Below are 22,005 nucleotides of genomic sequence, written 5' to 3'. Positions count from 1 at the left end.
CAGCTCTCAGCATGTATAATACAACCTATCCTCAAATCAATGCGGCCTGCGATGTTGTCCTCAGTGGGAGAAAGGATTACTTCCAGGGAAAAGCTTTGGACAATAAGCTAAAAGAAGCTGCAGCAACGCATTCTACGTATGGCGTTGAAGCAATCAAAAGAATTTTGCTAGAAAGCGGATTGGTAGGCAAAATTACAGAAATCTCCTATATGTATGTCAAGGATGACGAAAATAGTAGGAACAGAAAACCAACAAAAGACAATAGTATTCGAGTTATTACAGCCAGGTTTGAGTATCAAGTTAAGGGTAGGCCGACAATGAATAAAACAGACTATTATGTATTGCATCCGATGTGTTACGAACACTATGTTTGCCTTGTTGGCAATCATACTTTGGTATATCCCGATCAGTTTGAGGATGATGCAGAAATAATGAAATCTGTTCGTCTAAAAGACGGTCTTGGCATTGTGTAGTTACCTATATTTTAGAAGCACCTGGGTTGCACGGAAAACATGCTTTCTGTGCAACCCAAATTCTTACGTAGTACAGAATATATGCTATTATTTGCAACAACCACTGTTCTGTGTTATCATACAGGCATAGTGAAAACTTGTGCTGCGATTAAGAGGAGAGATAAAATGAAAAAAGTGTTATCATTAATACTGTGTTTGATTCTGATTGCTGCGGCTGTATCTTGCGCCAAAGAAGAGGAGAAGAACTCTTTTGATTCTTCCGAAATATCTTTTGAAATAAAAATTGGTAGTGAAGTAAAACAAATATTTACAGATATTAACTCAAATGAAGAGTACAAATCTATAATATATACATCAAATATGATAAACGACCAAACGGGGTATTATCTAAGAGAATTTGATACAAGATACTTTTTAAATTCTAAAGAGGATTATAGGTTCTTTAAGTTTATAGAAATATATGTAAGAAAGAGAATTTTTGATGTAAAAGTATTTAATCAAAATATGAAAGAGATGTCAAATGTTCACGTTGAAAAGAAAAAAGATCCAGAATATACAAAACTTTTAAATGGTTCATACTGGAAACTACAAGACTTTGACTTCACAATACTTGTAGAACAAGTATTATACGATGTTAAGGAAGGAAAAGTACCTTCTAAAGAATATATAAAACTATTTGCTGTATATAAACACCTAGTAGAAATTGGTGTAATACGCACAGATATGGAAGACGTACATACAAGATTTTTAGTGGGTTACAAAGCATCTCTTACAAACGAAGCAAAGAAGAATCCTAACGTAGTAGAAAAGAATGAAGATTTTGATACAACTGATTCTATAATTAAAGAATTTGCAAGTGAATGTAATAGACTTAAAGTTGCTATTTTCGATAGTTGCATAAGAGAAAAAGTTAGTGAACTATTTAAAAATATGGCAGACAATATAGATGAGTTCTACAAGCAAATTTTGGGTGAATTTGCAAACATTCCAATATTTGAAAAATATGACATGGATGTGCTTTATTCCAAACTTGAAAATCTTCAAAATAGCGACTTATATAACTTGATTAGTTTGCTATCTACAAGATATGACAATAACAAAGAATTGTTGAATTTAGATAGTTCAAATCTAAAACGTCTAGCCGCTGTTATTGAGGAAAAGACTCAAAACGAAGATATGACAATTAAGAAAGCACTCCTAGGCAACTTAAGAACGGCTATAATTAAATTGACATAATACAAGAGATTTACTTTAAATAAAGAAAACTACACTCCAAACTAACTTTATGTATAATCTTAAAACATTAAGATAATAATATACGTAAAAGCTAGTTTGGAGGTTTTTATTTTGAAAGCAACAGGTATGATAAGAAAAATAGATGATTTGGGAAGAGTAGTTATTCCTAAAGAAATACGTAAAACTTTAAGAATACGTGAAGGAGATCCCATGGAAATCTATGTTGAAAAAAATGGTGAAATTATACTTAAAAGATTTGCACCACTTGGAGACATAGTAGATGAGGTTATATGCCTTGCAGATGTTCTTGCTAAAAATACAGGGTTTTCAGTATATATTACGGATACGCAAACAGTAATTGCTGTAAACTCTAAATCTAAAAAAGGAAACTTAGATAGACAAATAACAGAAGAGCTATTAAATATACTAGAAGAAAGAGCATTATATATAAATAAAGGTGACAATGAAGTTAAAATTACAGAAAAAGATGGACCTAATTCATATTTATCTCAAGTAATTTCCCCAATAATTTCGGATGGAGATATAATAGGATCAATAATATTTTTCTCAGAAGGAACAAGAAAGAATCCAACGGATACAGAACTTAAAATGCTACAAGTAGCAACAGATTTTTTAAGTAATCAAATGTAGAGAATAAGTCGCTAGCGCAAGTTGGCGGCTTTAGTATATAAGCATATTTTTGGGCGAACGTCTACCATCTGCAAAATAGAGTATTTCTACTATATTGTCCACTATTTCGTATACGACCAGAAATCTTCTATCTATTACGTATTTTCTTAAATGGGTATTCTTATCATTTAGATAAAATTCAGGAAATGAATAAAGGTATATGATAACAAATTTTTATAAAGCATAATGTCAAAGGAACTAGATATTTTTACTGTATATTTATTTTCCAAACAGCATTCTCCTAGTTCTTTCCATAGAAGTTTTTATATCCGAATATCTACCACATCTAAAATCTTCTCTACTTGCTTCAATTCCTTTTAACATTTCGTCGTAGTCTATATTAGCCATAAAATCATCATCTTCAGCCACATATAAATCATTATCTTTAGTAGTTATTGTATTATCAAATGTCATAATTAAATCCTCCTTTTTCTAGTTCTTTCCAAACAAGTATCAATGTCCATATATCTGTCACGTTTAATATCTTCAAGACTTCTATTTATGCCTGAAGTAATTTCGTCAATATCTAAATTAGAAATTAGTGAGTCAATTTCGCCTACGCATAAATCGTTATCTTTTGTTTGTTCATAATTAATGTTCATAATACACCACCAAAGTTGCAAACTATTCTAATAGTGTTTACTTGAGTACATTATACACAAAGAATGACACAATGTAAATAACTTCTACAAAATTAGATGAAAAGTAACATAAATAGACAAAAATATAGAAAGGAAAAGAGCGAACGTTTGGTTCGCCCTATTTACTTAGCATATTCAGCATATTTTTTTAGTTTGTTGTAAACTTTCTCAGCTATGGTATCTTTTTCAAATCCGGTGTCTTCTTTGTATGTGCCATATTTTACTCCAGTTAAAATTTCAATACCTTCGTCTATAGTTGAGACAGGGTAAATATGGAACATTCCCTTGTCTACAGCTTCTATAATCTCATGTTTTAACATAAGATTTTTAACATTTTGGTAAGGGATTATTACACCTTGTTCTCCGGTTAAGCCCTGCATTTTGCATACTTCGAAGAAACCTTCAATCTTATCTGTAACTCCACCTATAGGTTGTATTTCGCCTTTTTGGTTGACTGATCCCGTTACAGCAATTCCTTGCTTAATAGGAACACCGGAAAGGGAAGAAAGTATTGCATATAATTCTGTAGAAGAAGCAGAATCACCATCAACACCATTATATAATTGTTCAAAACAAATACTTGCATTAAAACATAATGGGAATTCTTGAGCAAATTTTTCACCAATGTATGCAGATAAGATAAATACACCTTTTGAGTGAGTAGTGCCACTCATTGAAACCTCACGCTCAATATTTACAATTCCTTTTCCGCCCATATAAGTATTAGCAGTAATTCTTACAGGTTTACCAAAAGAAGAGTCTCCTGTATTAAGGATTGTTAGACCGTTTATTCTACCAATATCACTGCCAGAAGTAGATATCATAACAGAGCCTTGTTCAATCATTTTCATTATGCCATCGTTGTATTTTCCGTATCTTTTCTTTTTATCTTCTGCAGCGGTTACAACGTCAATAGCATCTACAGATTTTTTTTCGCTAACTTTTGCAATATGAGAAGCTTCTATAATTATATCTGTAATGTCAGTTTGCATAGCAGTAAGCTTTGTTTTATCTCCAGCACATCTAGAGCTATATTCAATAATTGCTTTAACAGCATCACTTTTAAACGGTAGTAGTTTTTCTTTTTTAGTTACATAAGCCACATATTCAATAGTTCTTCTTACAGTATCTGTATCTTTATCTATTGAGTCATCAAAGTCTGCTTTCATTTTAAATAATTTTTTAAAGTCTGAGTCTAAATTAGATAGTTGTTGGTAGATTGCTTCACTGCCGAACAATACTACTTGACAATCTATAGGTACAGACTCTGGTTTTATACCAATCATTGTAACAGGAGTAGTCATATCTCTAGAACTATCTATGGTAAGTTCAGAATTACGAATAACTCTCTTAAAAGCTTCCCAAATAGTCATGTTAGTAATAAGGTCACGAGCATTAACTAAAAGATAACCACCATTTGCCTTGTAGAAGACACCAGCCTTAAGCATTGTATGGTCTGTCTTGATACTTCCCATATAATTTTCATATTCTAATTTTCCAAACAAATCATAGTATGTTGGGTTAGAGCACACTACAACAGGTGCATGGTCTAAGTTTTCATTATTTACAATTAGATTTACTCTATATTTTTCCCAAGGTTTAGCATGTGCTCTCATTTGGGGAGGTATATTTTGTATGTTGTCTGGCATATCTTTAAATTTATCTGCATTTTTTACAACGTCCTCTTGAACAGAGTACAAGAAGTTTTGTATTTTAAGGTCGCCTTTATATCTAATTTTAAGCTCATTTATATTCTTAGATACGACATACGTTACCATGTTAGATTGCCAGTTTTGTACTTTAATAGCACATTCTTTCTCTAAGCCTTCCAATTTTTGCATTATTTCATGAGTTTCTTGTTGTATCTTTGGGGATTTAGCTTTAAATTCCGCTTTTATATTTTCGTCTAAGGCATTAAATTCCTTTTCATTTAAAACTTTGCCGTTATGAATAGGAGAGAAGTATATACCATCAGTTGCAGTTCTAATTTTAAAACCTTGAGCAGTTGTATGCTTATCAAAAGCATGCATTATTTCATTCTTTTTAGCTTCATATTGTTTAGTAATTATGGTTCTTTCTTTTTCATAATTTTCAGATTGAAAAATTTTCTGTAGGTCTTTGCGAACAGCAGATATAAAACGGTTCATATCTTCTTTGAAAGTTCTACCAAGACCAGCCTTTAAAAATATTGCAATTGGTTCGTTTGGATTTTCGAAATTATGAATATAACATACATCGTCTGGGACGGGCTTTGTTTTAGCTAAACGATTTACGATGGATAAAACATAAGGCATTTTACCCATACCAACTTGTCCACATACGTAAAGATTAAATCCTTTTTGAGGCATTTCTAGAGCCGTTTCAACAGTTTGTAAGGCGCGACGCTGTCCAATAATTCCGTTGTAACCAGAAATATCATCAGTAGTCTTAAAATTAAACTGTGAAGCGTTTAATTTAAAAGTTAAATCTGTAGATTTCAATTCTTTTATTTTTCTCATAAGTACTCCTAATTAATATATATAATTTGCTTCATTTGTTACTACATTTTCTCTAATTATTTATACATCAAATAGAAGATAATTTCAAGGAATTTTATATAAAAGATAAATTTAAATATTTTAAAAACATGTTTGTAACACAATGGTTAGAAAATAGTAATAAATTTGACACAGTACAAATCTGGTGATATAATTCTTTGCGTAAAAATAATTTATTCTATTTTAATAAAGAGAAGGAGTGTAGCTAATGTTTCATGAAACATTTAAAAAATATCTTGAAGTTCAAAAAGTGAAAGATATTAAAACAATTAAACGGGTAGAAAGAAGGCTTAAAGCATACACAAGGGAAGACGAAAAGTTTTGCAAAAGAGTATCTGGTATACATGCGGCTTTAAGTTCTTATGCAGTTGTTTTTTCAAATGTATTAAAAGCATATTTGGATAATCACTTGGTAGAGGCTGTTTTTGCAAAACCGTTTAGCCAGGCAGTTGTAATAAGCGTTTTAAAAGATGAAGAGTTCATTGCCTTTCTTATCCAGTCAAAGCTTATACGAAGAGTCATAAAATTAAATTATGATACAAAAGGTGAAATTAAATTAAGGCTGTATAGTGCAATTTTATGCTTTGATGATTACAAAAAACATAAATGGTGTGAGTAAAATCACACCATTTTGCTTGAAGAATTCAAGTATATAAAAGCATCTTCGCAAGTATCTGTATAATAATTTTTGCGAGTGCTAATTTTTTTAAATCCCATTTTTTCATAAAATTTTATTGCAGCAGTATTACTGCATCTTACTTCTAAAAATATATCTTGTACTTGGAGTACATTACATACATTAAACAACTCGTTTAATAGTAAAGTTGCAACATTTTGTCTTCTATATTCTTTTAAAACGGCAATAGATAATATATCAATGTGGTCAACCAAAAATTCGGCTGAAATATAACCTATTATATTATCGTCTATAGTAGCTACAAAATAATAATATGTATCTTTATTTACTGTAGAACTAAGTAAATTGTAAGATAAGATTCTATGATCTAATTTTTGTTCTATAATATCTATCTGTTGAATGTCATATAAGTTGGCTTTTCTAATTTGTACATTCATGTATTATTCACCTTCTTTAGTCCTTTCGGCTTCGCTTTTTCTGTAATACATGGCATCAAGAGTAAGATGATCATAGAGATTTGAGTTTAGATCTAAATTAAAAATATTTTTTTCTTTTTTATATTTCTATCTCTATCTTATCCGGTCGTAAAATGATTCCATAACTTTTTATTAATTAATGTAGGTCGGGCTTTGCCCGACAGGGAAAACACCTTTTTAACGTCAGGCGTAGCCTGACCTACATTGCCGTGTTTTTGTTGTTTGGGCGATTTGCAAGGTTGCTAAAATTTGGAAATTTTTGTTTTATTTTGCGGGTTTTGTCCGAACAAAAAAATATAAGCGTAACAATATAGCAGTTGCTATTTTTTTGTGAGTTGCCCGCAAAAAACATGACAAACGCCGTTCCTAAATGTACGTCGGATTCTTCCGTAAATTGTTATGTAATGTCCAATTCTTTAGGATATGAAAGCGTTTCAGCAAATTGTACTTCGTCGCAGCTGTCGCCTTCTAACAACTCCGGCGGGGGCACTTCCATATTGACTATGAGGTATAATCACGGTCTGCCAAGCGGAACTATAAACTGCTATTTTGAAGGTTTGATGTACAGAACCTGCATAGATTAAGGCCTAAAACGGCCTCTTAACTAACCGCTCCCCCGGCTTTAATCAACCGGGGGAGTTATATATTGATTTATTTGACTTTTGAGTAAACAAACTCTGCGTCGTCCAGCGTCAGCACCATGCGCTCTGGCGTAAGTTCTTTTATTTTAAACGTAAGCTTAAAATCGGAACTGCTGCCGTTGCCTTCGCTTAAGCCGGTTAACGTAAGAGTATCGCCCTCTTTAGTCCATCTTTTATAGGTAAGCGTAGCCATATTTATGGTTGTAACGCTGCCGTCTTCATTCAGTATCATGCCGTCCGTATTGCCGGGCTGGCCCTCAACGGGTTTGCTCCATTCGCCGGTTACCGGCAGATTTAAGTCCTGAGCTTTGTTTTCGGTTTGCTGGGCGCAGCCCAATACAAAAACAAAAGCGGCGATAGTAAGAATATATTTCATTTGTTCTCCTTTAACGGTTTTCTTTATAATTTGCGGAATCGTCTTTTATATAGTGCAGAAGTTTGCCTTCTTTTTCAAGAGTCATAACTCCGTCTTTAATCTTTTTGATTTTATAATTTTCGGTAAAATCCGTAAATTGATTGTTTGAGGTGTCAACGCCGGTTAAAGTCAGGTTTTTGCCTTTGCGGGACCAAGTTTTATAAGCCTTATTTTGGCCGTTTATAGACGCCGCTTTGCCTTCGGGGCCAATATATATTCCCTGTTTTTCAATCGGCGGATTAGGCTTTCTTCCGTCAATCCAGGAGCCTTTTACATCGGGCGCGGAAGCGCATGCGCAAAGTAAAAGAGAAGTAAAAATAAGCATTGATAATTTTATTTGCATATAACCGCCTTATTTATTTTGTTCCGCCGGGTAGCCCACCGGGTGATTTAAGATGAGAAGCTGTTTATCGGTAAGCTTTAAATCTTTAATGATTTGCTCTCTGGGCATGGAGCCCTGCGGCACCGTCGCCAGCCCGAAAGCCGACGCAAACAATGATATGTTTTGCGAGACTATCCCCGTGTCGATATAGGCCCAATTATTGCCGGCCTCGGCCCTTGCCGTTAAATATAAAGTTACGGGCGCATCCCTTAGCAGGCAGTTTGCGTCGGAAACATACTCCAAAACGTTTTCCCGCGGGTTATAAAAATATGCGCCGCTTTTTAGGCAGGCGTAAACTTCAACTTCCTGCCTGTTCATGGCAGAAGGGGCTGTGCGTTTGCCGTCGGGACGGTTGACGCCGTTGGCCGCCCAAAGCAAGTTGGACAGCGTTTGTAAATCCAATTCTTTTTGGGAGAACGCCCTAGTGGATTTTCTCTCAGATAAAGCTTGCATTATTTTTGCCCCTTTATTTTTCTGAGGGGTTTTCAGCTGAATGTTTTTTGACTCTTGCGCGCAGAGCATTGCGGCGGCGAAAATCAGTATCGGCGTTAGAAAGAGTTTCCTCATATTAAGCTCCTTTTATTTTGTTATACTTTTCCTATAATGTATCAAATTATTTAAAGGATTATTATGAGGAAATTATTTATAGTTTTTTTGTTTTTCATTCTTTGCATTCTGCCGGCTTCGCTTCGCGCCGAAAGCAGCCTGTTTGATAACGCTTCTTACTCTTACGGTATAACCTCCGGGAGCGCAATGGTGGATTTGGGATTTGGCGGAGAATACTTAAATTCCGGCGCGTCAGACGCAAATTTAAAAACGGGAGCTTTTTTGATGAATCTGCGCGTCCTTTACGCCGCAACTAAATATTTTCATATCGGGCTTGAGGGGATTTTCGGCTACGGCGGCATGAGCGGCGGCGCGCTTTCTTACGGGAGGGAATACGAAAGTTCGAATTTTTACATAAAAAAAGACGAAAATTATTATAAAACTTTCGCCGTTTTGCTATCCTCTCGCGTCAATGTGAATCCAGATTATTCCGACAGATTTTATATTCCTTTCGCTTTCGGTTATATGCAGAAAGACCAAACCACGGAATATACCGCCTATTCTTATGTGCTTCCCGGCTGGGAGCATGAATTTAAAGAAGAAAAAATGCTGGGCCAAGGCATATACGCTTACGGCGGTTTTGGTTTTGAGCATGATTTCAATACCGGCTTTTTGGGCGGCATTGAGGCCCGTTACGGAATTTTCAGATGCGGCGGGGATTGGGTCAGCAGTATTTCCGCTTTGGTAAAAATCGGTTTTAAATCTTAAGTTTTTTATGTTTTTTAAATTTCTGCTGACTTCTTTTCTGCTTTGCATACTGCCGAACACGGATATAATTTTTATTATGACGCAACGCGTCGGCCGCGGCGTTAAGGCTGTTTCCATCGCTGCCTGCGGGTTATATTCGGGTTTGTTTTCCATACGGCGGCGTTTATTTACCGGCTTATAACCGGCAGGATATTTTTCGGCTGACAATTAGGAGAATTTTTTATGGAACAATTATATTCTTTGCCTTTATTGGCCCAGGTTCTTTCACTGGGCGGATTCTTTTTCGGAAGCGGTTTGCTGATGACTCGCGTACCGTTGCTGCCGTCTTTAATGCTCTCGTTTTTTGTTCTTTACGGCTTTTTAAATTCAAACGAAGGTACGCTTTCTTTCACTTTTTCACACCCGTGGATTATCGTTGCTTTGCACGGCGTATTGATATTGCCTTTTATAGGAATATGGGTTTTATTTTTTAGTGAGATGGCTTCGGCGAGCGGGCCGGATTCAATGGGGCTCGGTATCGCGGGAGTGTGGCTTATCGTTACTACCTGCACAGCCGTGGCTTTATTTCTCTTAATTTCTATATTCCCTGCTTTGTTTAAGTTGGGGAAAATGCTTTTTGCCCTTCATTGCGGAGGGGGGCTTACCGCGCTTTATATTTTATTGTTTGTACTTGGCGCGGCCTTGGGCGTTTTTACATTAAGCAATTTTGCAAGCTTTCCCGATAATTTATCCGTTGTTCTGGGGCAGTTTATATGGATTGCTTTAATAGGTTTTTTGATATGTTTTTGCAGTCTTGCCGGGATAGCTTCCGGCAATGCTTCGATTTGTTTCGCTTTAGCGTTTTTTGTCGTGTTTTTATCAGGCGGACTTGTCAAAGAAATTGCTGTGAAAGCATATAATTCTTATTTGCATTCCCCGAAACATCAACGTGTTTTCGATGCGGCATCAAGTGATAACGCGGAGTCTTTACGGCTTTTGTTGGGAAAAGGATCAAATGTTGATGTCAGGGACTGGATAGAAGGAACACCGTTAATGACAGCCGCTGAAAGCGGCAACTTGGAAAACGTAATTCTGTTAATTGAAGCCGGCGCGGACGTAAACTCCAGTAATAAATTCGGCAATACCGCTTTAAGCTTGGCCGCTATGAAAAATCATGAAGCTGTTGTGCGGAAGCTTGTTGGAGCCGGTGCAAAGATAAATACGAGTAACGATAACGGTTTATCCCCGTTGGTTGACTCCGTGAGAAACGGCTTCGGCGATATAGCTTTATTCCTTATTCAATCCGGCGCGGACGTAAATATCGCCAGCAGATATCCGTATCGCCCCGCTCTTACGGAAGCTGCGATAAACGGCGATGAAAAATTGACTGAAGCCTTGATTAAGGCCGGCGCGGACGTCAACAAAGAGGATTATCACGGCAAAACGGCTTTACAGTTTGCGCTTGGCTGGAAAGACAAAGTTAAAGCGGCCGAACTCATCTATTCCGCCGGCGGCAGACTTGGGAAGATATCTAATGATGACCAAGTTAGTCCTATGATGGATTATGCGTGTTCTATGGGTTTTACGGAGGTTGTATCTCAGCTTATTCAATACGGGGTAAAACCCAATGCTCATTTTGCGATTATGGCCGCTCAGGAAGGCAAAAGCGAGGTTTTAAAGCTTCTCATTTCCGCCGGGCTTGACGTCAATCAAAAAAACGATAAAGGCGATGATATTTTGCTTTCCGCGGTATTTTTCGGGGATTTGGACAGCGTAAAAGTATTGATTGAAAACGGTGCGGATATTACTTTTGAGAGAAAAACCGAAACGGGTTCATCGGGCCCGGCGTTGATTTTGGCGTCTTTGAGCGGGCATTTGCCGGTGGTGCGATATTTGGCGGAATCCGGGGCCGATTTGGACATTCAAAACAGCTTCGGCGAAACAGCCCTCATGCTTGCCGCGGCAAAAGGCCATTATGATGTTGTGGATTTTTTGATTCAGGCGGGTGCGGATATTAACAAACAAAAAAATGTTGGCACGACGGCGGTTAAATTTGCGGCGGGGAGCGGCAATACGGAGATACTTGAAGCCTTAATTAAAGCCGGCGCGGACATAAATATCGGCGATGAAGACAACGATACGCCTTTGAGCGACGCGGTTTTCATCGGGCATTTGAAAGCGGCGGAAGTTCTTATAAAAGCAGGCGCGAATGTAAACTCTAAAAATAAAGAAGGCAAAACGCCTTTGGACTTCGCCAAAGAAAAGGGGTATAAGGAAATTGAGTCCCTGCTAAAATCCGCCGGCGCAAAATAACCCTTTTTAATTTCCGCTTTAATTTCCGCAAACAAAAAAGCCTTTCTTAAAAGAAAGGCTTTTAAATATTACCGACATAGAAGCGAAATGAGGCCTCTTTGGGATTCGTTTATAGAGCGTGCTAAAGAGATACGGATACTTCGACAGCTACCGGCAAGGTCATAAGGTGTAGCTGGCCTTTTACATAGTCACCCGATAAAACAGAGGCGGTCAAAGGCAATAATAAAGTTTTTAGTTTCATTACAATTTTTATTTTATAAGATACTCCCTCACATGGCAACCTAAAAGGGCAAGAAAAAAGCTAACGCTAAGCAGAAGCCAGAAGGTCCAAAAAATTCTTATTATAATTGTGAAGAAAGTATATGGGGCAAGACACCACGAAAAGATGATAACAAACAAAAAAGCCAACCCATGTATGATCATGGCTGCGTTCACATAGAGGTCACGCCCTTCTCTAGGAATCCCTTCTCCTGCATACGCGATGCCGAAAGTCGTGATACAAATAGCTATGAAATACCACCCGCCCCATATCAAAATAATTTTCCATAAAGAAAGCCCTTTCCACCCCCACGCGACGGCTTTATAGCCAAGGTATGCGGTTAGTGCAGCCGGAAAAATATTTAATAAAGCGGATAGTACAGTTTTCATTGCAAAAATCCTTTAAAATGAAACTCCTCGGACTTATGTCCAGGATTTATTTAAAACATATAACGCTAGCGTTGTACACGGCCGGATCCATCTCCTTGGGCCAATTTCAGTACTTCTTCCACGGTAACCAAGTTGTAGTCTCCCTCAATACTGTGTTTTAAGCAACTTGCGGCTACGGCAAATTCAATAGCCTCTTGAGCCGGAAAATCTTGCAAGCAGGCATAAATCAAACCCCCGCCAAAAGAATCTCCTCCTCCCACTCGATCGACGATATGCACATTATATTGTTTGCTAAAATAAAAATCTTTTCCATCATAAAGCATGGCTGCCCATTTATTATCATTGGCAGAGATGGAAGTGCGTAAAGTAATGGCCACTTTTTTAAACCCAAAACGTTGGGCCAATTTTTGGGCCACTTCTTTATAGCCTTCATGATTTACATGGCCACTAGTGACATCTGTTCCGGAGGCATGAATACCAAAAACATCTGCGGCATCTTCCTCGTTAGCGATACAAACATCTACATATTTACAAAGTTGTTCCATCACTTGGCATGCTTTTTCTTTACTCCAAAGTTTCTTGCGGTAGTTTAAATCACAACTAACCGTAATTCCACGAGCCTTGGCTACTTTAACAGCTTGTAATGTGATTGCGGCGATGTTATCCCCCAAGGCAGGTGTAATACCGGTAAAATGGAACCAATCCGCCCCATCAAAAATTTTATCCCAATCAAAATCTTTTTCTTCTGCTGTAGCAATGGCCGAACCGGCACGATCGTAGACTACTTTGGAAGGACGTTGGCTAGCCCCTTTTTCCAAGTAATAAATCCCTACGCGCTCGCCCCCACGCGTGATGAAAGAGGTATCGACCCCATATCGACGCAGGGAATTTACACCTGCTTGACCAATTTCGTGTTTTGGCATTTTGCTGACAAAGGCCGCCTCTAAACCGTAATTAGCCAAAGATATCGCTACATTAGCTTCTCCGCCCCCATAAGTAGCTTCGTATGCGTCGGTTTGAATAAAACGCATATAACCTTGCGGGGCTAAGCGCAACATTAATTCTCCAAAAGTAATCACTCGTTTAGACATTTAACTTTCTCCGCTATTTTTGCAAAAGATGAAGAGCAAAACCGCCAACTTCTTCCTTTAAATAAACTACTCTTAAAGATCCATCAGGGTTGTAACCTGAGCTTTCCCAATTGATCTGAATACCTGCTTTTTCTAAGCGATAAGCTGCTCTTTGTGGGAAATTAGTGGCAATGGCAATATGCCCTTTTTGCCCATAAAAAGGTTTTTTCATGATTTCTATAAAATCCGCTGCGAAGTAGGCTCCGCCTCTATCTTCTTTAGTAAAACCGAAAAGATTTTCGAATTGAGAAGCTACCGCGGAGGATTCTTTTTCATCGGTACAGTTGATTCCAATGTGGCGCAACTCAAAGCCCAACATGGTAGCGACGGCTTCTTTCGTTAAACGGGTAATTTCGGCAAAGTTACCGTTATTGATAAGTTCTTTTGTTACCATCCAGCTTCCACCGCAAGCAATTACTTTTTTGAAACCCAAATAACTATTGATGTTTTTGGCATTGATTCCGCCTGTCGGCATAAAACGAAGTTGAGTATAAGGGGCGGACATGGCTTTAATCATAGGAAGTCCTCCTGCTGCTTCAGCCGGAAAGAACTTTACCGTAGAAAGCCCCAAGGAAAGCGCTTTTTCCACTTCGCTGGGAGTAGCCACCCCCGCAATAATAGGAACTCCGATTTTTTGGCAATGCTTTACAACATTTTCATTTAGTCCGGGGCTGACGAGGAATTTGGCTCCGGCTTTAACAGCTTTATCTGCCTGATCCGGCGTTAAGATTGTGCCGGCACCAACTAGCATTTCAGGATAAGCTTGGCTTATTAACCGAATGGATTCCTCGGCGGCTTGGGTACGAAAAGTAATTTCTGCACAAGGGAGTCCTCCCTCAATCAAAGCTTTAGCTAAAGGAACGGCTTTTTGGGCATCGTCTAATGCGATGACCGGTACAATACCAATTTGAGAAATTTCATTTAAAATGTTCATAGTCTTTCCATAAAAGAGGATTTTCTCCTTATTGTATATTCTATTAATCATCTTGTCAAAAACCTATTCGTTGCTTTTTGACGGGTAAAATGCTAGAAAGAAAGGGTAATCTCTTTAATTTAAAGAAGGAATTTTATGAAATCAATTTGCGAAACTATTTCTGTATGTTATGGGAAATTTCCTGAAAAAATTATTCAAATGGGCGAAGGAAATTTCCTTCGTGCATTTGCTGATTGGATGGCTGATTTGTCCAACGAACAAGGTGATTTACAGGGAAGTATTTTGTTATGCCAACCGATTTCTTTTAATGAACAAATGCGTGATCGTTTTGCCGAACAGAACGGAGCTTATACCTTGATTATGCGTGGCATAGATGAAGAGGGAAAACCAACCGAAAAAGTACGACAGATCACCTCTGTTTCCCGTTGTATCAATGTCTATAAGGATTTCCAAAAATTTTTGGAAGCAGCTCGTAATCCGGAGTTGAAAGTTTGCATCTCTAATACTACCGAAGCGGGTATTGCTTATAAAGAAGGAGATCAACTTACCGATGTCCCGCCTACTTCTTTCCCTGCTAAAATGACAGTGTTTTTATACGAAAGATACAAGGCTTTTAAGGGGGCAACGGATAAAGGCCTTTTGTTTTTACCGGTAGAATTGATTGACTATAATGGCACCGAATTGCGTAAAATCATTTTGCGTTATAGCCAAGAGTGGAAGTTGCCCACAGAGTTTATTGATTGGGTGGGAAAATACAATTATTTTACCAATACTTTGGTGGACCGTATTGTAACCGGCTATCCAAAGGAAGAGGCCTCTGCTCTGCAAGAAAAATTGGGATATCAAGACAATTTAATGGTAACCAGCGAATTGTTTAATTTGTGGGTTATTGAAGGGAAAAAAGAGTGGGCGGAATACTTTCCTGTTCATAAAACTAAAGCCAATGTTATTTGGACTGATGATGTTCGCCCGTATAAAATGCGAAAAGTCCGTATCTTAAATGGCGGGCATACCGCTACGGTTTTAGCTGCTTATTTGGCAGGTCATAACATAGTGTTGGATTTTATGAATGATCCTGTTTTTGTGAAGTATTTAGATAAACTTTTGTTTGATGAAGTAATCCCTACCTTGGATTTGCCGGAACAGGAACTTAAGGATTTTGCTGTAGCCGTCAAAGCACGTTTTGCCAACCCTTATATCAAACATCGTTTGTTGGATATTTCTTTAAATTCTTGTTCCAAATATGCGGCTAGATGTCTTCCTTCTTTAACGGAATATTTCCAACGAAAAGGAACATTGCCCGAATTGTTATCTTTTTCTTTAGCTGCTTTTATCAAGTTTTATCAAGGAAAAATGAAAGACGGGAAATATATGGGGAACCGCTTTGATGGAACGGTTTATGAGATTCGTGATGATCAAGTTGTATTGGAGTTTTTTGCTCAAGCTTGGCAAGAAACCGATATGATGCGGTTGGCTCAAAGTGTATTGTCCAGCACGGCATTATGGTCTGTTCCTCCGGCCGACATAACAGGGCTCACGGAAAAAGTGGCTTTCTTCTTGGAACAAATGCAAATGCGTCCCATTAAAGATGTAGTAACAGATTTGGTGAAATAATATGAAACCGTCTTTAATTTTAATTTCTGACCGAGATAATGTAGCCGTTGCTACGAGAGACTTAAAAGATGGAGAAACCCTTTCTCTCCTCTCTGAGCAAATTACTATCAAGCAAGATATTCCTTTTGGGCACAAAGTAGCTGTTCGAGATATTGCAGCGGGAGAAAATATTATTAAATACGGTATGCCCATTGGGCATGCTACAACGAAAGTCTCCGTTGGGGATCATGTGCATACTCATAACCTTAAAACCAACCTCTCGGGCTTGTTGGAATATTCTTATCAAAAACAACCTAATCCGATACTGCCTGCCAATGATGATATGTCCTTTATGGGGTACAAACGCAAAGATGGTTCCGTAGGTGTTCGTAATGAAATTTGGATTATTCCTACCGTAGGTTGTGTTAATACGACGGCACAAATCTTGGCTAAACAGGCCGCTGAAGAATTGGCAGACAAAGTAGATGGTGTGTATGCTTTTACGCATGATAAAGGTTGTAGTCAGTTAGGAGATGATCAAGCTTATACGCAAAAGATATTAAAAGGCTTGATTCAACATCCAAACGCGGCTGGAGTCTTGGTGCTTAGTTTGGGTTGTGAAAATAATAACTTGGGTGTATTTCAACCTTTGTTGGGAAACTATGATTCCAATCGCGTTAAATTTTTAATTACGCAAAATGTACAAAACGAATACGAAGAAGCGATGAAGCTTTTGCGTCAGTTAGGCGAATATGCTTCCGGATTTAAGCGCGAGAAATGCCCTTTGTCTGCTTTAACCCTCGGATTTAAATGTGGAGGCTCTGATGCTTTTTCAGGCATTACGGCTAACCCGTTATGTGGCCGGGTTAATGATTTGCTTGTATCCCGTGGCGGAAGCACTATTTTAACGGAAGTGCCCGAGATGTTTGGTGCAGAGACATTGCTAATGAATCGCGCACACGACGAAGCTACTTTTCATAAAATCGTGAATATGATTAACGATTTCAAAAATTACTTCACGCGATACCAGCAAACAATTTATGAAAATCCATCTCCCGGAAATAAAAAGGGTGGGATTTCTTCATTAGAAGAAAAATCTTTAGGTTGTACCCAAAAAGGCGGGCAAAGTGAAGTGGTAGATGTTTTAGCTTTTGGGGAACGAGTGCAAAAGCATGGCCTTAATTTACTTACGGGCCCCGGCAACGATCAGGTGTCTACTACCAATCTAACAGCAGCCGGTGCTCAGATTATTTTGTTTACTACAGGGAGAGGAAATCCCTTTGGAGCCCCTGTGCCGACGGTTAAAATATCTTCTAATACCCCGCTTTATGAAAATAAAAAACACTGGATCGATTACAACGCCGGTGCCGTGTTAGAAGGGCTCTCTTTGGAGCAAGCCGGCGAAGAACTTTTCCATTTTATTTTGGACATAGCATCCGGCAAAGTTAAAACAAAAAATGAAATCTACGGATACAAAGAAATATCTATTTTTAAGGATGGAGTCGTTTTATAATTTGCCAAAAGGAGTAGGTATGAATAGAAAGTATTTGTCGTTTTTAGCAGTGAGTGCTTTTGTTTGGGCCTTGGTGGGATGCGGGGCAGAGCAAGGAGGAACACAGAAAACAAAAGTTTGGAATGTTGCCTCCATTCAAGTAGAAGGGCATCCTCAAAATGAAGCCGTTAAAAAAATGGGAGAGATTTTTGGGAAACTAACCAATGGCCGATATCGTTTTGAAGTCTTTCCAAATGAACTTTTAGGCCCCCAACGCGAGACTTTGGAACAAGTTCAATACGGTATTATTGAAATGGCGATTATGGGAAATCCTAATGTATCTAGTTTTGAGGACGGATTTTTGACATTTGAAATGCCGTTTTTATTTGATGACGAAGCACATCAAAGGCGTTTTTTTACCACATCTCCTCTTGTCGAAAAATTGTTTTCCAGAACAGAAAAATATAACTTCAAAATTGTTACATATTTCACTGCCGGAACGCGTAACATGTATGCCAAAAAGCCGATTCGAACCCTGGCGGATTTGAAAGGTATGAAAATCCGTACGGCAGAATCCGACACCTACGCCAAAATGATGAAGGCGTTGGGCGGTGCGGCAACACCTATGTCTTTTGGAGAAGTCTTTACCGCTATTCAATCCGGTGTAGTAGACGGAGCGGAAAATAATGAAGCGTCTTACAGTAGCACCAAACATTATGAAATCGCACCATATTATTCGTATACACGGCACTTAATCGTTCCCGATTATTTGATTATGAATAATAAACTTTACAGTAGTTTGTCGAACGAAGATAAAGCCGCTTTGCAGGAAGCGGCTCGCCAAGCGGCTGATTATGAAGTGGAACTTTGGCAGAAAGATGCACAAGAGAGGTTGGCACAAGTTAAAGAAGGCGGAGCCACTGTTGTGTATGATGTGGACCTAAAGGCATTGCAACAAGCTGTGGCTCCGTTGCATGCCGAGTTAACCCAAAATCCGGAAATTAAAGAAGTATACGATGCCGTAAAAGTTACCTCGGAGTTGAAATAATGATGACCCAATTAAGAAAAACTTTAAACAAAATAACAGCTTTTTTATCTTGCTTAATTATGGGAGTGATGACTATATTAGTCACTTGGCAAGTAATTACACGTTTTGTGCTTAATTCTCCCAGTACTATTACAGAAGCATTAGCCAAGTACTTGTTTTTATGGTTGGTAATGATAGCTTCTGCTTATGTGATTGGTAAGCGAGATCATATGAATTTGCAACTTGTATTACATAAACTGAACCCAATAAACCAAATTCGTTTCGGTATAGCGAGTGAAGTAATTATTTTTCTATTTGTGCTCTGCGTGTTGGTTTATGGGGGGGGGTATATTGCTGTTAATGCCATGAGCCAAATGGATTCGGCTTTACCGGTGCCGGTAGGGGTGGTGTATCTGGCTTTGCCAGCGGGGGGAATACTGGCAGCGATATATTGCTTGTGTAATTTAACGGATTTTATCAAACTCTACAAACAAGAAAAAGAGGAGGGGGTACATCATGATTAGTGCGGCTTTAACTTGCGGGCTGATTATGCTCGTGTCTATTCTGTTTTTACTTCTTATCGGAGTGCCGATTAGTATTAGTTTGGGGTGTGGCGCTGCACTGGCAATGCTGGTAGTACTCCCTGCCGATAAAGCTTTGTTGATGGCTGCTCAAAAAACTTTTACGGGAATAAATTCTTTTACTCTTTTGGCTATTCCGTTTTTCATTTTGGCCGGCATTATTATGAATAACGGAGGAATTGCCAGACGGCTTGTAAACTTGGCAAAAGCATTGGTAGGCCGATTGCCGGGGGCCTTGGCATTAACAGATGTCGTAGCTAATATGCTTTTTGGTTCCATCTCCGGTTCTGGTTCTGCTTCTTGTGCGGCCATCGGCGGGATTATTACCCCAATGGCCGAAGAAGAAGGTTACGAGAAAGATTATATTGCTGCTGTTAACGTTGTCTCTGCACCATCGGGCATTTTGATTCCTCCCAGCAATACATTGATTATTTTTTCTACCGTAGCAGGCGGGGTGTCCATTACCTCTTTGTTTTTGGGTGGCTATATCCCCGGTATTTTGTGGGGGTTGGGGGTTATGTTGTTAGCTTTCTTTATGGCAAAAAAACGCGGTTATAAAGGGTCTGCAAAAACTACTTGGGAAGAAACACTAAAGGTTACTTGGCAAGCCATTCCTAGTTTGTTATTAATTGTAATTGTTATTGGTGGTATTTTGTTGGGCATTTTTACGCCAACGGAAGCGTCTGCCATTGCGGTGTGTTATGCATTATTTTTGTCTTTTATCTATAAAACCATTAAATTAAGTGATTTGCCCCGCATTTTGTTGCAGGCGGCGGAGTTGACCTGTATTATTGTGTTCTTGATCGGCTTGTCTTCCATTATGTCTTGGATTTTGGCTTTTACCAAGATTCCTAGTTTGTTGGCTGCGGGGTTGTTGAGTTTGTCGGATAATCCGATAATTATTTTGCTGATTATGAATATCTTGTTACTTGTTATCGGTACTTTTATGGATCCGACACCGGCTATTTTGATATTTACCCCTATCTTTTTACCGATTGCGCTTAATTTTGGTATGGATCCGGTGCATTTTGGTATTATGATGACATTTAACCTTTGCATAGGATGTATTACTCCACCTGTTGGGGCCATTTTATTTACAGGGTGTAAAGTGTCAAATATCTCTATAGAAAAAATTATGTCCCCTTTGTTGCCGTTTTTTGGGGTGCTGTTTGTGATTTTATTATTGGTTACATTTATCCCGGCAGTTTCCTTGTGGATACCGCGCATGGCGGGCTTAATGTAAAGAAGCAGATGATTTTAAAATACCCTCTAGTTTATGTTAGAGGGTATTTTTTCTTATATTTATAATTCAAAGCCAAAGTATCTGACGGCATTGAAGTAGGAAATATCTGTAACCATTTCCCCTAGAGTTTCCATATCGGCCGGATATTCTCCATTTTCCACCCACGACCCGATCAGTTCACATAGAATACGGCGGAAGTATTCGTGACGGGTATAAGACAAGAAACTTCGGGAATCGGTCAACATGCCAATAAAATTGCCTAATAATCCCAAATTAGCCAAAGATGTCATTTGCTCAAGCATGCCGGTTTTATGGTCATTAAACCACCAAGCCGAACCCTGCTGAATTTTGCCAATGGCAGAATTGCTTTGAAAACACCCTAAAATGGTGCCGATAGCGGCGTTGTCATTGGGATTTAAACTGTAGATGATAGTTTTAGGCAATTGATCAGTACTATTCAATGCGTTTAAAAAATCTGCCATTTCTGAAGAAGGTGCATAATTGTTAATACAATCGTAGCCGGTGTCGGGACCTAATTGACGATACATCAGGCCGTTATTATCGCGTTTGCAACCGTAATGTAGTTGCATGGCCCAGCCTAAACGATGGTATTCTTGCCCGACAAAAATCATGAAGGCTGTTTTGAATTTTAATTCTTCTTCCCGATTGATATTTTCCCCCATTAATCGTTTGGTAAAAATATCCTCAATCTCTTGTTCCGAAGCCGGTTTGTACATGACGTATTCTAACGCATGATCAGAGGCCTTACAACCCATTTCGTTAAAAAAGTCCATGCGTACGCGCAGGGCCTGTTTTAAAGTGGAAAAGTTGTGAATATCTACAAGGGAAACTTGGGCTAATTTGGCTAAATAATCAGGGTAGTCCGGCTTTTCTAAATTCATGGCTTTGTCGGGGCGCCAGGCTGGTAATACTTGTACATCAAAAGTTTTATCTTCTTTTATTTGTTTATGCCATTGTAAAGAATCGGCCGGATCATCTGTTGTGCAAATAAGAGTAACTCCGGACTTCTGTATTAAATTGCGTACACGCATATCGTCTAGTTGCAGTTTAGCATTGCACAGATTCCATACTTCTTCGGCAGTTTTTGCGTTGAGTATTCCATGATAGCCAAAGTATCTCTGCAGTTCCAAGTGACTCCAGTGGTATAATGGGTTGCCGATAGCTTTTTCGAGTGTTTCGGCCCATTTTTGGAATTTTTCTCTATCGGTAGCATTGCCGGTAATATATTTTTCGTTCACCCCGTTAGAGCGCATTTGGCGCCACTTATAATGGTCGCCACCCAGCCATACTTGAGTGATATTTTCAAATTTTCTATTTTCGGCAATTTCTTTTGGATTAATGTGGCAATGATAATCTAAAATCGGGGTTTTAGCGGCAAAATCGTGATACAGTTTTTGTGCTGTTGGTGTAGATAATAAAAAGTTTTTGTCCATAAAATTTTTCATAAAAGTCACCTCTTACTCTCATTATAATAAAAAGTGCCGTTTGAAAGGAGGTTTCAAAGGGTGGTATTGTGACTGTTGAATTGCTTAAGGGGCGGATATGCCTTTTTTCAAGGGCATGCCCACGGAGTGTAAAAACTTCTATATTGGGAAATAAAAA

At 38.4% G+C, this 22,005-nt stretch carries 23 protein-coding genes; 12 read left to right on the top strand and 11 right to left on the bottom strand.

The window, feature by feature from the left end:
- The 3 genes from ACQY26_RS00725 to ACQY26_RS00715 form a co-directional block, all read left to right on the top strand.
- Positions 1-473: hypothetical protein (locus ACQY26_RS00725; RefSeq protein WP_428047170.1), on the top strand; the 473-nt coding region annotated here is incomplete at its 5' end.
- Between the two features lie 165 nt (positions 474-638).
- Positions 639-1,709: a hypothetical protein gene (locus ACQY26_RS00720; RefSeq protein WP_428047169.1), complete on the top strand. Its 1,071-nt coding sequence runs from the start codon at positions 639-641 to the stop codon at positions 1,707-1,709.
- Between the two features lie 111 nt (positions 1,710-1,820).
- The gene (locus ACQY26_RS00715) at positions 1,821-2,360 is read left to right on the top strand and encodes a stage V sporulation T C-terminal domain-containing protein (RefSeq protein WP_428047168.1); all 540 of its coding nucleotides are present in this window, start codon (positions 1,821-1,823) and stop codon (positions 2,358-2,360) included.
- A 258-nt stretch (positions 2,361-2,618) separates the two neighbouring features.
- Here the strand turns inward: ACQY26_RS00715 and ACQY26_RS00710 are convergent, their stop codons facing one another.
- From ACQY26_RS00710 to ACQY26_RS00700, 3 genes are all read right to left on the bottom strand, one after another.
- Positions 2,619-2,813 carry a hypothetical protein gene (locus tag ACQY26_RS00710; protein WP_428047167.1) on the bottom strand — a complete coding sequence of 65 codons (195 nt, stop codon included), beginning with the start codon at positions 2,811-2,813 and terminating at the stop codon, positions 2,619-2,621.
- 2 nt (positions 2,814-2,815) lie between these two features.
- Complete coding sequence (locus ACQY26_RS00705; RefSeq protein WP_428047166.1) at positions 2,816-3,001, bottom strand: hypothetical protein; 186 nt, start codon at positions 2,999-3,001, stop codon at positions 2,816-2,818.
- Between the two features lie 161 nt (positions 3,002-3,162).
- Entirely contained in the window at positions 3,163-5,538 is a 2,376-nt protein-coding gene (locus ACQY26_RS00700; RefSeq protein WP_428047165.1) for a Lon protease family protein, read from the bottom strand.
- Positions 5,539-5,785: 247 nt separating this feature from the next.
- Here ACQY26_RS00700 and ACQY26_RS00695 point away from each other — a divergent pair, with 247 nt between their 5' ends.
- Positions 5,786-6,196: a hypothetical protein gene (locus ACQY26_RS00695; RefSeq protein WP_428047164.1), complete on the top strand. Its 411-nt coding sequence runs from the start codon at positions 5,786-5,788 to the stop codon at positions 6,194-6,196.
- A gap of 2 nt (positions 6,197-6,198) precedes the next feature.
- Here ACQY26_RS00695 and rimI read toward each other — a convergent pair whose 3' ends face one another.
- Complete coding sequence (rimI, locus tag ACQY26_RS00690) at positions 6,199-6,651, bottom strand: ribosomal protein S18-alanine N-acetyltransferase (RefSeq protein WP_428047163.1); 453 nt, start codon at positions 6,649-6,651, stop codon at positions 6,199-6,201.
- A 389-nt stretch (positions 6,652-7,040) separates the two neighbouring features.
- Here rimI and ACQY26_RS00685 point away from each other — a divergent pair, with 389 nt between their 5' ends.
- The gene (locus ACQY26_RS00685) at positions 7,041-7,274 is read left to right on the top strand and encodes a hypothetical protein (protein ID WP_428047161.1); all 234 of its coding nucleotides are present in this window, start codon (positions 7,041-7,043) and stop codon (positions 7,272-7,274) included.
- A gap of 67 nt (positions 7,275-7,341) precedes the next feature.
- Here ACQY26_RS00685 and ACQY26_RS00680 read toward each other — a convergent pair whose 3' ends face one another.
- From ACQY26_RS00680 to ACQY26_RS00670, 3 genes are read right to left on the bottom strand one after another with little or no spacing between them, the layout of a single operon-like run.
- Complete coding sequence (locus tag ACQY26_RS00680) at positions 7,342-7,707, bottom strand: lipocalin family protein (protein ID WP_428047160.1); 366 nt, start codon at positions 7,705-7,707, stop codon at positions 7,342-7,344.
- Between the two features lie 10 nt (positions 7,708-7,717).
- Positions 7,718-8,089, bottom strand: coding sequence for a lipocalin family protein (locus tag ACQY26_RS00675; protein ID WP_428047159.1), 372 nt, complete (start codon positions 8,087-8,089; stop codon positions 7,718-7,720).
- A gap of 9 nt (positions 8,090-8,098) precedes the next feature.
- The gene (locus ACQY26_RS00670; RefSeq protein ID WP_428047158.1) at positions 8,099-8,695 is read right to left on the bottom strand and encodes a SagB/ThcOx family dehydrogenase; all 597 of its coding nucleotides are present in this window, start codon (positions 8,693-8,695) and stop codon (positions 8,099-8,101) included.
- 63 nt (positions 8,696-8,758) lie between these two features.
- Here ACQY26_RS00670 and ACQY26_RS00665 point away from each other — a divergent pair, with 63 nt between their 5' ends.
- Together ACQY26_RS00665 and ACQY26_RS00660 are read left to right on the top strand one after the other, a co-directional pair.
- Positions 8,759-9,442 carry a hypothetical protein gene (locus ACQY26_RS00665; RefSeq protein WP_428047157.1) on the top strand — a complete coding sequence of 228 codons (684 nt, stop codon included), beginning with the start codon at positions 8,759-8,761 and terminating at the stop codon, positions 9,440-9,442.
- Positions 9,443-9,664: 222 nt separating this feature from the next.
- On the top strand, positions 9,665-11,734 hold the full coding sequence (locus tag ACQY26_RS00660) for an ankyrin repeat domain-containing protein (RefSeq protein WP_428047156.1): 2,070 nt from the start codon (positions 9,665-9,667) through the stop codon (positions 11,732-11,734).
- Positions 11,735-11,983: 249 nt separating this feature from the next.
- On the opposite strand, the gene ACQY26_RS00655 is transcribed toward ACQY26_RS00660, so the two are convergent.
- The 3 genes from ACQY26_RS00655 to ACQY26_RS00645 form a co-directional block, all read right to left on the bottom strand.
- The gene (locus ACQY26_RS00655; protein WP_428047155.1) at positions 11,984-12,382 is read right to left on the bottom strand and encodes a hypothetical protein; all 399 of its coding nucleotides are present in this window, start codon (positions 12,380-12,382) and stop codon (positions 11,984-11,986) included.
- A 65-nt stretch (positions 12,383-12,447) separates the two neighbouring features.
- Entirely contained in the window at positions 12,448-13,473 is a 1,026-nt protein-coding gene (locus tag ACQY26_RS00650) for a PfkB family carbohydrate kinase (RefSeq protein ID WP_428047154.1), read from the bottom strand.
- Positions 13,474-13,486: 13 nt separating this feature from the next.
- Positions 13,487-14,446 carry a bifunctional 4-hydroxy-2-oxoglutarate aldolase/2-dehydro-3-deoxy-phosphogluconate aldolase gene (locus tag ACQY26_RS00645; RefSeq protein WP_428047153.1) on the bottom strand — a complete coding sequence of 320 codons (960 nt, stop codon included), beginning with the start codon at positions 14,444-14,446 and terminating at the stop codon, positions 13,487-13,489.
- Positions 14,447-14,581: 135 nt separating this feature from the next.
- Between ACQY26_RS00645 and ACQY26_RS00640 the strand changes: the two genes are divergently transcribed.
- Genes ACQY26_RS00640 through ACQY26_RS00620 form a run of 5 tightly spaced genes read left to right on the top strand, consistent with a single transcriptional unit; the run spans position 14,582 to position 20,382 of the window.
- Positions 14,582-16,060: a tagaturonate reductase gene (locus ACQY26_RS00640; RefSeq protein ID WP_428047152.1), complete on the top strand. Its 1,479-nt coding sequence runs from the start codon at positions 14,582-14,584 to the stop codon at positions 16,058-16,060.
- Between the two features lies 1 nt (position 16,061).
- The gene (locus tag ACQY26_RS00635) at positions 16,062-17,552 is read left to right on the top strand and encodes a UxaA family hydrolase (protein WP_428047151.1); all 1,491 of its coding nucleotides are present in this window, start codon (positions 16,062-16,064) and stop codon (positions 17,550-17,552) included.
- 19 nt (positions 17,553-17,571) lie between these two features.
- A complete protein-coding gene (locus ACQY26_RS00630; RefSeq protein ID WP_428047150.1) occupies positions 17,572-18,579 on the top strand; it encodes a TRAP transporter substrate-binding protein in 1,008 nt (335 codons plus the stop codon).
- Positions 18,579-19,082 (top strand): TRAP transporter small permease, encoded by a 504-nt coding sequence (locus ACQY26_RS00625; protein WP_428047149.1) that lies wholly within the window; start codon positions 18,579-18,581, stop codon positions 19,080-19,082. The genes ACQY26_RS00630 and ACQY26_RS00625 overlap by 1 nt, the downstream gene beginning before the upstream one ends.
- A complete protein-coding gene (locus ACQY26_RS00620) occupies positions 19,078-20,382 on the top strand; it encodes a TRAP transporter large permease (protein ID WP_428047172.1) in 1,305 nt (434 codons plus the stop codon). Before ACQY26_RS00625 ends, ACQY26_RS00620 begins: the two co-directional genes overlap by 5 nt.
- Before the next feature lie 59 nt (positions 20,383-20,441).
- Here the strand turns inward: ACQY26_RS00620 and uxaC are convergent, their stop codons facing one another.
- Entirely contained in the window at positions 20,442-21,848 is a 1,407-nt protein-coding gene (uxaC, locus tag ACQY26_RS00615) for a glucuronate isomerase (RefSeq protein WP_428047148.1), read from the bottom strand.
- Positions 21,849-22,005: the final 157 nt, after the last annotated feature.

Source organism: Candidatus Proelusimicrobium excrementi, from assembly GCF_937881865.1.
Classification (GTDB): Bacteria; Elusimicrobiota; Elusimicrobia; order Elusimicrobiales; family Elusimicrobiaceae; genus Proelusimicrobium; species Proelusimicrobium excrementi.
This window is presented reverse-complemented; position numbering and strand designations above follow the sequence as displayed.